Origin of the sequence: Polynucleobacter sp., from assembly GCF_044342855.1 — a bacterium.
Lineage (GTDB): Bacteria > Pseudomonadota > Gammaproteobacteria > Burkholderiales > Burkholderiaceae > Polynucleobacter.
In genome coordinates this window covers 40,394-52,892 of record NZ_JBIIPA010000009.1, presented here as the reverse complement: position 1 = coordinate 52,892, position 12,499 = coordinate 40,394, and the positions used below count along the sequence as shown (strand labels likewise).

Sequence of the window (12,499 nt, the reverse complement as noted above, 5' to 3'; positions counted from 1 at the left end):
CCCTGTTCTACTGGTAAGCAGTGGGATCAATTACTCGCATTTCAGCTTCAATCCACTTTTCCACTTCTTGATGCAGTTGCCCGCCAGTTTTTCCGGCAGAGGTAATAGCAGGGCCGATTGAGAAGATGATCGTTCCAGGTTGCTTTAGAAAGCTATTCTTAGGCCAGCAACGACCTGCGTTGTGGGCAATTGGGATAACCAGCGCTTCAGTTGCGCTCGCAAGCCTTGCGCCACCCTTGCTATAGGGCTTGTGTGATCCGGTAGGTGTTCTGGTGCCCTCTGGAAACAACAAAATCCACTTGCCTTCACTTAAACATTTTTTCCCTTGGCCAACTACTGAGAGAGCAGCAGTTTCTTTGCTATTGCGATTGATGTGAATCATCTTGAGCAAAGCCAAAGCCCAGCCAAAGAAAGGAATCCAAAGTAATTCTCTTTTGAAAACGAAGCAGACTTGCTTAGGAAGCTTGGCAATATAAAAAATGGTTTCGTAGGCAGATTGATGTTTACTCAGCACAACAACGGGTTTATCCAATACCGCCATCATGTTTTCCATTCCGCGAATCTCGTAACGAATACCGCAGAGGGGCTGCAAGATCCAGATTACGACCTTATTCCAAAGTCCGATAAAGCGATAGCGATTCTCAGGATTGAGAAATGGGAAAACTAATATGCAAAGCACCGACCAGATCGGGGTGAATATCAGCAAGAAGAGGGTAAACAGAGCTGAGCGAATAAAAGTCATATTTGCATTAAACCTTATCTTGTAAGAGTGCATTCGCAAACGCCATCAAATCAGCATGAATCTGGGTGCCTTCTGGGAGGCCGCCTTTATCCAAGGTTTTACTACCTTTGCCGGTCAATACCAAATGTGGGCTAGCACCAAGAGCAACGCCTGCTTGAAGGTCGCGTAAGGAGTCGCCCACAATTGGCACCCCCAATAACGGGGTGGCGCCCTGATTCTTTTTATAGCGCAGGACAATCTCTTTCATCATCCCTGGTAATGGCTTGCGACAATCGCATGCATTAGCATCGGTATGTGGGCAGAAGAAAATACTGTCGATATGACCACCCAAAGGCTTGAGCAGTTTATCCATCTTGCCATGCATGGCATGAAGATCGTTTATGTTGAAATAACCCCGGGCTAAACCAGACTGGTTAGTTGCTACGGCGATTTGATAACCCGCTTGATTGAGTAGTGCGATTGCTTCAAGGCTGCCCGGTAGCGGAATCCACTCATCACTCGACTTCACATAATCATCTCGATCTTCATTGATCACGCCATCGCGATCAAGAATGATTAGCTTAGAAGAGCTGATGCTCATGCTAATTTGCCGAGGTCGGCAATGAGATTCATTTTCTGGTGAAGTTGTTGCAGGAGAGCCAGGCGGTTATCGCGCAACTCTGGATTTGGATCCATCACCATCACATCGGCAAAAAACTGATCAATTGGAGCACTGAGAGCAACGAGTGCTTTTAGTAGATCCACAAACTGACGTTTTTCGTAAGCCGCTGTCAGTGTTGGAGTCAGTTTCTCGAGCGCCTGATGTAATGCGATTTCAGCAGGAAGCTGCAAGAGCGTACTTGAGCAATGCGCCGGAATATCGGTTGCATTCTTTTTCAAGATATTGCTGATACGTTTATTGGCAGCAGCTAACTGAGCCGCTTCGGCTAAGGCATTAAATTCACGCAATGCAGTTAAGCGATCAATTAAATCATTTAGTTGGGCTGGTGACTGACTTAATACCGCGTCAATTTCTTCGGTAGTAAACGGCTTACCTGCAACTGCTTGGTCGCGCAAGTAAGCGCGCAGACGATCAATGATGAAGGCGTAAATATCTTCCGCCTTAGCTTTTTCTTGAACATCTTTTTGCGGAAATTGCTTACGAGCCAGCTCAATTAAGTCGGGCAGGCTTAAGCTAAGATTCTTTTCAAGCAGCAGACGGCAGATTCCGAGAGCATGACGACGTAGGGCATAGGGGTCTTTATCACCGGTTGGCGCAAGACCAACACCCCAAATACCAACGAGAGTTTCTAGCTTGTCCGCAATTGCTAGGATGGTGCCAGTTTGACTCTGTGGAAGAGCGTCACCAGCAAAGCGAGGCATGTAATGTTCGCTGCAAGCTGATGCTACTTCTGCATTTTCGCCATCATGCGTTGCATAGTAGCGACCCATGATCCCCTGAAGCTCTGGGAACTCGCCAACCATATCGGTTAACAAATCAGTTTTAGCAATTTCAGCAGCACGACTGGCTAGCGCCCCATCAGCTGATAGGGCTTTAGCAATGCCCACCGCAATTCCTTGAACACGCTTCGTACGGTCCAGTTGATTGCCAAGCTGATTGTGATAAACCACTTTTCCAAGATCAACTACGCGGGATGCCAGCGGACGTTTTTGATCTTGTTGAAAGAAGAAACGTGCATCGGATAGACGTGGGCGTACTACGCGCTCGTTACCGGAAATAATTGCTTCTGGCTTATCAGTCTCAATATTGGAAACAATGAGGAAACGATTGCGTAACTTACCTTGCTTGTCAGTCAAAGCAAAGTATTTTTGATTAGTCTGCATTGTCAGAATCAAGCATTCTTGTGGAACTTCCAAGAACTCTTGATCAAAATGACACTCATAGATTGCTGGCCACTCAACTAATGCGGTCACTTCATCTAACAAGCTATCTGGCATCAACACTAAATCAGCACCAGCAGCTTTTAATAACGCGGATTCAATAAAATCACGACGATTGTTAAAGCTTGGCAATACTTTTGCTTTAGTGCTGAGGTCAGATTCATATTGATCTGCAGAGGCGATCGTAATGACGCCAGGAGCCAGAAAGCGATGACCTTCTGTTTGGTTTGCTGCGTCAATGCCCAGTGCGCTGATATGCAATGTTTGCTTGCCATGCAGAGCGATGATGCGGTGTGCGGGACGTGCAAACTCAACATCCGCCAACTCACCATTTTTCTGTAGCACTTGGTAGTGCATCATTTTGGCGATGGGTAATTTGCTCAGTGCCTGCTCTAGAGCTTGTTGAGCGGTTTTTTCTAATGCCGCACCTTTGGCGATGACATTGAGATAGAGCGCTTCATTTTTTCCTTCACCGGATTTTTCTAAGGTGGAGAGTTCGATATCAGCGTAACCCAAGGAGGTTAATTTCTTTTGTAGTGGCGCAGTCGGCTTTCCATCAGCATCAAAAGCAATGCTAGTCGGCAGTAATTTTTCACGTACCGGATAGTCTGGGGCTTGGCTCAAGACATTAGTTACTTGAACAGCAAGGCGGCGCGGTGTAGCAAAGCTAGTAGCAACGGAGTTTTCGCTCAATAGGCCGGCGGCCTTCAGCGTGGAAAAAATACCTTCACTAAAAGCATCACCTAAGCGACGCAAAGATTTTGGTGGAAGCTCTTCGGTAAATACTTCAATCAGAAGATTGTCTGATTGAGAGAGGGAATTCGGTGTACTCATAATTAGATCTAGCTGCTTAGGCTTTGGATTGACGTTGGCACATCGGGAATCCCAACTTCTCGCGAGACTCAAAGTAAGCCTGCGCTACTGCGCGAGATAGATTGCGAATGCGACCGATATAGGCGGCACGCTCGGTCACTGAGATGGCGCCACGGGCATCCAGTAAATTAAAAGTATGCCCAGCTTTGAGTACCATTTCATAGGCAGGTAAGGCTAGCGGCACTTCCATCAAACGCTTGGCTTCACTTTCGTAATTGGTGAAGTTTGCAAACAATAAGTCAGTATTGGAGTGCTCGAAGTTGTAGCAAGACTGCTCGACTTCATTCTGGTGATACACGTCACCGTAAGAGATGCCATCCGCCCAAACGAGGTCGTATACGTTGGAGCAATTTTGGATGTACATCGCTAGGCGCTCGATACCGTAAGTGATTTCGCCTAAAACAGGTTTGCAGTCAATGCCACCGACTTGCTGGAAATACGTGAACTGCGTTACTTCCATGCCGTTAAGCCAAACTTCCCAGCCTAAGCCCCATGCGCCCAGGGTCGGGTTTTCCCAGTCATCCTCAACAAAACGCACATCGTTCTTTTGGAGATCAAGACCTAAAGCGGCAAGTGAGCCCAAATAGAGCTCAAGGATGTTTTCTGGTGCAGGCTTCAGCACTACCTGGTACTGGTAGTAGTGCTGTAGGCGGTTCGGATTTTCTCCGTAGCGACCATCTTTTGGTCTACGTGAAGGCTGGACGTAAGCGGCTTTCCATGGTTCCGGGCCAATGGCCCTCAAGAAAGTGGCTGTATGAGATGTACCTGCACCGACCTCAAGGTCAATAGGTTGCAATAGGGCGCAACCTTGTTGGTCCCAGTAATCTTGGAGTTTGAGAATGATTTGCTGAAAAGTAAGCATTATTTACCTGGCTAAGCCTTTGATTTTACATGGCTAAGCTAACGAACCATGAAATAGCGATTAGATTAGTTTTTGGCGAATAAGACCCAAGATAAGCAAGAGGCAAGAAAGGCTCAAAATAGGCGCATTTCCCCAAATCACATAAGGGGTTGTGCCTGAGTAGGCTTGAATCTTGATGCTGAGGACGTCTTGGGTAAATTCACCCAGCTGAGACAGTACCTTGCCGTCTGGCCCAAGCGCTGCGGTAATACCCGTATTTGTGGCGCGTAGTGCTGGGAGACCCGTTTCCAAGGAGCGTAGCTGCGATAGACGTAATTGCTGCGCTGGTGCTTGAGAATCCCCAAACCAGGCCAGATTAGTCATATTGATCAACAGGTTGACGGATTTACTGCTGCGATGAATTCGGGAGGCCAATTCCCCGCCAAAGACATCTTCATAGCAAATAGTGATCGCCGCCTGAATCGTATCTTTACCGGGACGAACAATATTGAAAGGGGCTTGATCTAATCCGCCGCGTGCAAAGTCACTCATGGGGACATGGAAGGCATTCACAAACCAATGAAATCCAGGTGGAATAAATTCCCCAAAAGGCACCAAGTGAGACTTGTCATATTGATAGCTCGGCGCATTGGGAGAAAGTCCAAGCGCACGATTGGTGTATTTCACTTCAGTAGAGTCACGTGACTCCCCAATGACACCTAACAGGACATTGCTGGAGGTGTTCGTGGAAAACTGTTGGAGCGATCCTATTAAGCCATTGGGGAGATTGCTCTGGGGCCAAGGGTAGGCAGTCTCTGGAGTAATGATGAGATCAGCTGATTGACTCTCAATAGCATTAGTATAAAAACTAAATTGCTCTTCGATTGCCTTGGGATTGAATTTAAGGCTTTGCTCAAAATTTCCCTGAATTAAACGAACGCTGAGTGGCTCGCCAATGGGTTTTGTGAAAGTCCAAAAGCTTGAAAGTTGCGCAAGTGCTACAGCAGAAATAATGCAGGTAGCACTAAAGAAAATATTTTTTCTTAGCTGCGTAATCTCCCAAGAAATCCACACCACTAAAAATGTGCAGGCTAGGCCACCAAAAAATGGTGCTGCTGGTGCGAAGGGTCCATTAAATTGCGCTTCAGCAAATCCCATCCACGGAAAGCCCGTTAGCACCACACTACGTAGGTATTCAATGAGCACCCAGGAGGCTGCTAGCAAGAGACCTGTTAGATATCTTCGTCTAGGCAGGCAAAGGGATAGCGAGGCGCTGGAGAAAAATAAAGCCATACCAGCAGCTAGTAAAAATACCGCTAAGCAAGAAACCGCAGCATGCATTCCACCTATGTCGTGCAAGCTAATGTAGATCCACCATAAGCCCAGAACAAAGTAACCTAGACCAAATACCATTCCGGAAATAAATTGATTTTTGATAGAGAGAGTAGATTGCTGACTCATTCGCCACCAAATTAAACTCAAAACAGGGATTTGTATCCAGCCACCATAGGGTAGTTCTGCAGCAACAGCTAGCAACGCCCCCAGAAAAAATAGCGCCAATAAATTGACGCCATTACTTAGCCTTGCTGATTGCTGATCAATCAAGGCAGCTCTCAGGAAGATTTTTTCGGGAGTTGGCGTGCGAGCAGGATATGAATTTGTCTTGGGTCAGCGCGCTGAACCTCAAATTCAATTCCGTCGATCTCAATCAACTCACCCATCTTAGGCACTCGGCCAAGATGCTGAATGACTAAGCCCGCAACCGTTTCAATATCGTCATCATGAAATTGGGTGCCTAGTGTCTCGTTAAATTGCTCGAGCTCAGTTATGCCTTTCACCCGAATATCGCCATTATCTAGAGAGATGAGGTTGTCTGCTTCTTCATCAATATCATGCTCATCTTCAATATCGCCAACAATTTGTTCCAGCACGTCTTCAATCGTAATCACGCCCGCAACGCCGCTGTATTCATCTACAACAATGGCTAAGTGATTGCGGTTATCTTTGAAGTCACGCAGCAAAACGCTTAATCGTTTAGATTCTGGAATAAATACTGCGGGACGGAGCCAATCGCGCACCTGAAAATCTTTTTCAGTCGAGTGGCGTAATAAATCTTTTGCTAGCAAGGTGCCAATGACGTTGTCGCGGCTACCCTCAAATACGGGAAAGCGTGAGTGAGCGGCAGTAATCACACTCTTGATAATTTCTGACAGGGGTTGATTGATATCAATCCAGTCAATCTGGGCTCTAGGAATCAAAATATCACGTGCACACAATTGACCCACTTGGAATACGCCCTCAATCATGGAGAGGGCATCTGCATCAATTAAGCCTTCTGTCTGGGCTTCTCTGAGGGTATCAATCAGTTCTTGGCGACGCTCTGCTGGGCTGGTTGGCTGTGGCGTTAAAAATTCGGCCAAGCGTTCTAAAAGGGATTTATTGGGGTCAGGCATATAGCAAGAATATCGTAGAAATCAGTAAATTTAATGAAGGAAGCCGTAAGGATGCTTTAAATAGGTGCGTAGGGATTGGCAAAACCTAAAGATTTCAGAAGGACGATTTCCTTACCCTCCATTTTCTTGGCTTCTTTATCGTTCTCATGGTCAAGCCCTTGGGCATGCAGGCAACCATGAATGATCAGGTGAGCCAAATGCGCCTTAACAACCTTATCTTGCTCTGACGCCTCTTTCTGAATTACGGGAAGACAAAAAATAATATCGGCAGCTATGGTCTTTTTGCTGAGCTCATATGGAAAGGTGAGCACATTAGTCGCATAGTCTTTATTGCGAAACGCAAAGTTCAGTTTTTTACCTTCAGCTGCATTAACAAAACGCAGGGTGATGAGTCCGTTCAATTGAACTGCTGATTTCACCCATTTTTTAATTGCTACTAAAGATGCAATCGCAAGCACTTTCTCTTCGATAGCGGTACTAGCAAATTGAATATCAATCTCTAATTTAGAGGGAGAGGTTTGTTTGCTTGTCATATTAATGGGCATGAGTGAGGGTAGATTCACTAATCAGATCACCTCGGAGTGTGTAGTTCAGTACTTCGGTAATGCGGATATCTACCATTTGGCCGATGAGTGATTCAATATCTTGCTCTGGCGCAGTAAAGTGAATCACGCGATTATTGGCAGCGCGACCCTGCAAGTTCACGCCATCCTTTGCGAGTCCCTCAACAAGCACACGCTCAATATTGCCCAACATATTTTTGCTAATCTGATTTGCTTGTGACTCCACCAGGGCAAGCAGTGTTTGTAGGCGCTTGAGTTTGACCTCATAAGGCGTGTTATCACTCAGATTAGCTGCGGGCGTGCCAGGACGTGCGCTAAAGATAAAGCAAAAACTATTATCAAAATTAAGTTCTTCAACCATCTTGAGTAACTTTGCAAAGTCTTCATCGGTCTCACCCGGAAAGCCCACAATGAAGTCGCTAGAGAGTGTCAGGTCGGGCCTTACAGCACGCATCTTGCGAATAATGCTTTTGTATTCCAGTGTGGTGTAGCCACGCTTCATCGCAGACAAAACGGAGTCGGATGCGTGCTGCACTGGTAAGTGCAAATGACTTACCAATTTAGGAACTTTTGCATAGACATCAATTAAGCGCTGTGTAAATTCTTTTGGGTGGCTAGTGGTAAAACGAATTCTTTCAACGCCTGGAATTTCGGCAATGTATTCAATTAGCAAAGCAAAGTCTGCGATCTCTTCGCTATCGCCCATCTTCCCAAGGTAAGCATTCACATTCTGACCAAGCAAAACAATTTCTTTGACGCCTTGAGTTGCAAGACCGGCTACTTCAGTCAATACATCATCAAAGGGGCGCGATACTTCTTCGCCTCGAGTGTAAGGAACCACACAGTAGCTGCAATACTTTGAGCAGCCTTCCATGATGGAGACGTAAGCTGAGCCACGGGTTTGACGAGAGGCAGGAAGGTGATCAAACTTTTCTATTTCTGGAAAAGAGATATCTACTTGAGGTCTGCCGGTCTCGCGACGTTGTGCAATGAGATCAGATAAGCGATGCAAAGTTTGTGGTCCAAAGACAACATCGACGTACGGGGCTCTGCTGATAATTTGTTGACCTTCTTGGCTAGCAACGCAGCCGCCAACACCAATCAATAAATTGGGTTTGGTTTTCTTGAGCTCACGCAGACGTCCCAAATCCGAAAATACTTTGTCTTCTGCTTTTTCGCGAATTGAGCAGGTGTTCAATAGAACTACATCTGCATCTTCCGGAGTGTCAGTCATGACCATGCCTTCATCGACATGTAAGAGGTCGGCCATCTTGCCCGAGTCGTACTCGTTCATTTGACAGCCAAAGGTTTTGATATAGAGCTTTTTCATATGCCGTTCTCAGGTTTATAGCTGGGGGCGAAGCTCAGATTTTACGGGATAAGTCGTTTAGAGCAGACGTAGTGCCAGAATCGCAACAATGGTTGGTGGAATGGCGGCTACAAACAGTAATCCGGCAGAAACCACTGCATTAGGGAAATAACTGCGCAAAATAGCCAGTCCAGCCGGGTTGGGGGCATTGGCAATCACGGTTAATCCTCCGCCCGCTACTGCGCCGCCAACTAAGGCCAGCTTAAATTCTGGTGAGGTACCTTGTACTAGTGAGCCTAAATACGTGAGTGCCGCATTATCGGTAATGGCCGTTAATGCCAGGCTGCCATAGAACACCGCTGTGGGGCTCATGGTTTCTAGAATCGGTTGCAGCCACCAGCCTTGCAGTGCACCCAATACAACTAGTCCAGCCAAGAAGAATCCCACCAGTAAAGCTTCACGCAAAATAAGTGGGCTTTGATGTTTTGGATACGCGGTAGTGTAGCCAATGAAAAAGAGTAGTAGCCACATGAAGATCACTGGATCATGTGCAAAGACCACAATGCCCAATAAAAAGAGTAGATGAATTGCCGTAATGGTGAGTGGAATGCGAACGTGATCAGATTTGGTCGAAGGCTCAATGAGTTGCTTATGAAAGAGCAGCGTTGCAATTGTTGCATTAATAAAAATAGCAATCGTTGCATCGAGGCCAAAGTTCGCAAACATAAATGGGGTATCCCAGCCCCATGTTGAAGCCACCATGAGGACGGGAGGTGCAGCAAAATTTGTCAGCGTGCCACCAATTGAGATGTTGACGAATAACACTCCCAAGGTGCCAAATAAAAGGGGGGTGGAGCATTTATGGCGATAGACTAGGTCACGTAGTAAGAAGGCTGCTAGCGTCATGGCTGCTGGCTCAGTCATCAGCGAGCCCAGCAAGGGAGTGATGCTGAGAGTTAAGAAATACAAGGTTGGGGCTTGCTTAGTGCGCAAAATCAATTGCACCACTTTGCCCAGCTGGTGAAGAAGCTGGGTTGCAAAATGCAGAATAGGCTTACTACCTGCAACAACCATAATGGCAAAAACAAATAGCGGCTCTGTGAAGTTCCGCTTGTTAGCGTACTCTTTTGCTGTAGCTAAATCGTTTGCAAGCCACATAAAAATAATGAGAATTGCCGCCCAAAATCCAAAGACGATTTCTACTTCACCTAGTAGGTGCCACAAGCCGGCATGCCTTGGGGATTTTTTGGCGAGCGCCTCAAAGTGCGAGGTACAAAAAGTATGCAACACTGCGACGGTAAAAATAATGCTTGCGCCAAGCTCTGTAGGGGTAAAGTTCATACAGATATATTAGCAGGGCGCCTGTCAGGATTCTAGTTTTAAATCCTTCGGTTATTGGGGGGGGTCAGCGGAGAAGCATTCAAAGCCATAACCGGGATAAATTTCAGGCTTCATAGCCCTTGAAATATATTAAATAGCCCCCAATTACTGAGGGTTATGTTCATTGATTAAGAGGGTATTTGCATGACTGTAGCCACCAAAGAAACCTTAGGCTTTCAAGCCGAGGTAAAGCAGCTTTTACAGCTGATGATTCATTCCTTGTATTCCAACAAGGAAATCTTTCTCCGTGAGTTGATCTCTAATGCGTCTGATGCTTCAGACAAGCTCCGCTTTGAGGGAATCGAGCATCCTGATTGGTATGGCGACGATCCTGATCTGAAGATCAAAGTCAGTTTTGATAAAGCCGCTAGAACCGTCACCATTTCGGATAACGGTATTGGTATGAGCCGCGATGAAGTGATTTCTAATTTGGGAACCATCGCTCGCTCTGGCACAAAAGAATTTTTCTCTACGCTCTCAGGCGACCAGCAAAAAGATGCCGCTCTGATTGGTCAGTTTGGCGTGGGCTTCTATTCAGCCTTTATTGTTGCTGACCGCATTACCGTTGAGACTCGTCGAGCAGGCTTGCCAGTTGCTAATGGTGTTCGTTGGGAGTCTGATGGTTCGGGTGAATTTACGGTAGAAAGTATTGATCGCCTACAGCGCGGGACATCTATCATGATGCACCTTCGTGAAGGTGAGGATGATTTCCTCTCCACTCATAAACTCAAGTCAATTATTCGTAAATATTCTGATCACATCTCTTTGCCTATTCAAATGAATAAAGAGGAGTGGGATGCGGATAAAAAAGAGCAAGTCATCAAGGATGAGCTCGAGAGCATTAATCAATCCAGCGCCTTATGGGCCCGCTCAAAGTCTGAAATCACTGAAGAGCAGTACGACGAGTTTTATAAACACTTATCGCATGATTACGAAAATCCCTTGTGCTACTCGCTAAATCGAGTTGAAGGGCGTAGTGAGTTTACGCAACTGTTATATGTACCGGCGCGTGCACCATTTGATTTATGGGATCGCAACAAACGCGGTGGCATTAAGTTATACGTGAAGCGGGTATTCATCATGGATGATGCCGAGCAAGTAATGCCGATGTATCTACGTTTTGTTACTGGTGTGATTGATTCGACAGACCTGCCTTTAAATGTCTCTCGTGAAATTTTGCAGGAATCACGTGATGTCAAAATCATTCGCGAAAGTTCTACCAAGCGTGTGCTGAGCATGTTGGAAGATTTGGCCAATAGTGATGATGAGACTAAGAAAGAAAAATACCGTACCTTCTGGACTCAGTTTGGACAAGTCCTCAAGGAGGGTATGGGTGAAGATCAGCCAAATCAAGAGCGCATCTTAAAGCTCCTACGTTTTGCAAGTACGCACGCCGACTCTGCGGATCAAACCGTTTCCTTAGCTGAATATATTTCTCGCATGAAAGAAGGTCAGGACAAGATTTACTACGTCACTGGCGATACTTTTAACGCTGCTAAAAACAGTCCGCATTTAGAAATTTTCCACAAGAAGGCCGTCGAAGTCTTGTTGCTGTCCGATCGAGTAGACGAGTGGATGCTTTCTTTCTTCACTGAGTTTGATGGCAAGCAAATGACCTCAGTAGCTAAAGGCGGTCTTGATCTTGGCAATCTCAGCGATGAGAAAGAAAAAAAAGAGCATGAAGAAACCGAGAAGAATTTCAAGGACTTGCTTGATCGTATGAAAGCGGCTCTAGAAGACAAGATTAAGGATGTACGTGTGACTTTTCGCTTAACGGATTCTCCAGCATGTTTGGTTTCTGACGAGAATGAGCTCTCCGGTAATTTGTTGCGTATGCTAAAGGCTGCGGGTCAACAAGCGCCTGATACCAAGCCTATTCTAGAGATCAATCCTGAGCATCCTTTGCTGCAGAAGTTGAAATCTGACGATCAGCATTTTGATGAGTGGACCCAGGTCTTATTTGATCAAGCGCTCTTGGCCGAGGGTGGTCAGTTGAATGATCCAGCTGCTTATGTGAAACGCATTAATCAGCTTTTGCTTTCTTAATTCTCAAGAGCTCAATAAAAAAACCCGACTTGCATTACACAAGTCGGGTTTTTTATTGCTGAGCTACTAGAGAAGCATCCATGCGCCCGAGGCGCTAGAGATGATTAGTTAGGAGCTTGATTGGTTTGGTTATTTTTTTCCAGCGTTGTAACCAGAGTTGTACTCAGAAGCCTGCTCTTTTTTGTAGGCATCATAGGCATAACCAGATGCTGCGCCAACTGCTGCGCCACCAACTGCGCCCCAGATTGGGTTGCCGTGGAAAATGGCTGTGCCAACTGCACCAGCAGCTGCACCAATACCGGCGCCAGATAAAGTACGTTGCTCTGTATTGTTCATGTTTGAGCAACCCGCGATTGCTAGGGTTGTTGCAGTAATAGCGATAATTTTTTTCATATCAACTGTTCCTTGTGT

General features: G+C 46.1%; 11 protein-coding genes. 1 reads left to right on the top strand and 10 read right to left on the bottom strand.

What is annotated here, in order from left to right:
* Nucleotides 1–7: 7 nt before the first annotated feature.
* From ACIQZ3_RS04690 to ACIQZ3_RS04650, 9 genes are read right to left on the bottom strand one after another with little or no spacing between them, the layout of a single operon-like run.
* On the bottom strand, nucleotides 8–742 hold the full coding sequence (locus tag ACIQZ3_RS04690; protein WP_397390810.1) for a lysophospholipid acyltransferase family protein: 735 nt from the start codon (nucleotides 740–742) through the stop codon (nucleotides 8–10).
* 7 nt (nucleotides 743–749) lie between these two features.
* Nucleotides 750–1,322, bottom strand: a complete 573-nt coding sequence (gene gmhB, locus ACIQZ3_RS04685; protein ID WP_397390808.1) for a D-glycero-beta-D-manno-heptose 1,7-bisphosphate 7-phosphatase — start codon at nucleotides 1,320–1,322, stop codon at nucleotides 750–752.
* The gene (glyS, locus tag ACIQZ3_RS04680) at nucleotides 1,319–3,457 is read right to left on the bottom strand and encodes a glycine--tRNA ligase subunit beta (protein ID WP_397390806.1); all 2,139 of its coding nucleotides are present in this window, start codon (nucleotides 3,455–3,457) and stop codon (nucleotides 1,319–1,321) included. The genes gmhB and glyS overlap by 4 nt, the downstream gene beginning before the upstream one ends.
* A gap of 16 nt (nucleotides 3,458–3,473) precedes the next feature.
* Nucleotides 3,474–4,358 (bottom strand): glycine--tRNA ligase subunit alpha, encoded by an 885-nt coding sequence (gene glyQ, locus ACIQZ3_RS04675; RefSeq protein ID WP_015422011.1) that lies wholly within the window; start codon nucleotides 4,356–4,358, stop codon nucleotides 3,474–3,476.
* Between the two features lie 60 nt (nucleotides 4,359–4,418).
* Nucleotides 4,419–5,942, bottom strand: a complete 1,524-nt coding sequence (gene lnt / locus ACIQZ3_RS04670) for an apolipoprotein N-acyltransferase (protein ID WP_397390804.1) — start codon at nucleotides 5,940–5,942, stop codon at nucleotides 4,419–4,421.
* Nucleotides 5,943–5,950: 8 nt separating this feature from the next.
* Nucleotides 5,951–6,790 (bottom strand): HlyC/CorC family transporter, encoded by an 840-nt coding sequence (locus ACIQZ3_RS04665; protein WP_397390802.1) that lies wholly within the window; start codon nucleotides 6,788–6,790, stop codon nucleotides 5,951–5,953.
* Nucleotides 6,791–6,846: 56 nt separating this feature from the next.
* On the bottom strand, nucleotides 6,847–7,323 hold the full coding sequence (ybeY, locus tag ACIQZ3_RS04660) for an rRNA maturation RNase YbeY (protein ID WP_397390800.1): 477 nt from the start codon (nucleotides 7,321–7,323) through the stop codon (nucleotides 6,847–6,849).
* Between the two features lies 1 nt (nucleotide 7,324).
* Entirely contained in the window at nucleotides 7,325–8,683 is a 1,359-nt protein-coding gene (gene miaB / locus ACIQZ3_RS04655; protein WP_397390798.1) for a tRNA (N6-isopentenyl adenosine(37)-C2)-methylthiotransferase MiaB, read from the bottom strand.
* A 57-nt stretch (nucleotides 8,684–8,740) separates the two neighbouring features.
* Nucleotides 8,741–10,003, bottom strand: coding sequence for a putative Na+/H+ antiporter (locus ACIQZ3_RS04650; RefSeq protein WP_397390796.1), 1,263 nt, complete (start codon nucleotides 10,001–10,003; stop codon nucleotides 8,741–8,743).
* A gap of 183 nt (nucleotides 10,004–10,186) precedes the next feature.
* On the opposite strand from ACIQZ3_RS04650, the gene htpG reads away from it, so the two are divergent.
* Entirely contained in the window at nucleotides 10,187–12,088 is a 1,902-nt protein-coding gene (gene htpG, locus ACIQZ3_RS04645) for a molecular chaperone HtpG (RefSeq protein WP_397390794.1), read from the top strand.
* A 129-nt stretch (nucleotides 12,089–12,217) separates the two neighbouring features.
* Here the strand turns inward: htpG and ACIQZ3_RS04640 are convergent, their stop codons facing one another.
* Entirely contained in the window at nucleotides 12,218–12,481 is a 264-nt protein-coding gene (locus ACIQZ3_RS04640; RefSeq protein ID WP_397390792.1) for a hypothetical protein, read from the bottom strand.
* Nucleotides 12,482–12,499 lie beyond the last annotated feature (18 nt).

What these genes read in the sequence shown, in the direction of transcription:
- ACIQZ3_RS04690 (WP_397390810.1), bottom strand. Translation starts at nt 742, where the DNA reads ATGACTTTTATTCGCTCAGCTCTGTTTACCCTCTTCTTGCTGATATTC.
- gmhB (WP_397390808.1), bottom strand. Translation starts at nt 1,322, where the DNA reads ATGAGCATCAGCTCTTCTAAGCTAATCATTCTTGATCGCGATGGCGTG.
- glyS (WP_397390806.1), bottom strand. Translation starts at nt 3,457, where the DNA reads ATGAGTACACCGAATTCCCTCTCTCAATCAGACAATCTTCTGATTGAA.
- glyQ (WP_015422011.1), bottom strand. Translation starts at nt 4,358, where the DNA reads ATGCTTACTTTTCAGCAAATCATTCTCAAACTCCAAGATTACTGGGAC.
- ACIQZ3_RS04665 (WP_397390802.1), bottom strand. Translation starts at nt 6,790, where the DNA reads ATGCCTGACCCCAATAAATCCCTTTTAGAACGCTTGGCCGAATTTTTA.
- ybeY (WP_397390800.1), bottom strand. Translation starts at nt 7,323, where the DNA reads ATGACAAGCAAACAAACCTCTCCCTCTAAATTAGAGATTGATATTCAA.
- miaB (WP_397390798.1), bottom strand. Translation starts at nt 8,683, where the DNA reads ATGAAAAAGCTCTATATCAAAACCTTTGGCTGTCAAATGAACGAGTAC.
- ACIQZ3_RS04650 (WP_397390796.1), bottom strand. Translation starts at nt 10,003, where the DNA reads ATGAACTTTACCCCTACAGAGCTTGGCGCAAGCATTATTTTTACCGTC.
- htpG (WP_397390794.1), top strand. Translation starts at nt 10,187, where the DNA reads ATGACTGTAGCCACCAAAGAAACCTTAGGCTTTCAAGCCGAGGTAAAG.
- ACIQZ3_RS04640 (WP_397390792.1), bottom strand. Translation starts at nt 12,481, where the DNA reads ATGAAAAAAATTATCGCTATTACTGCAACAACCCTAGCAATCGCGGGT.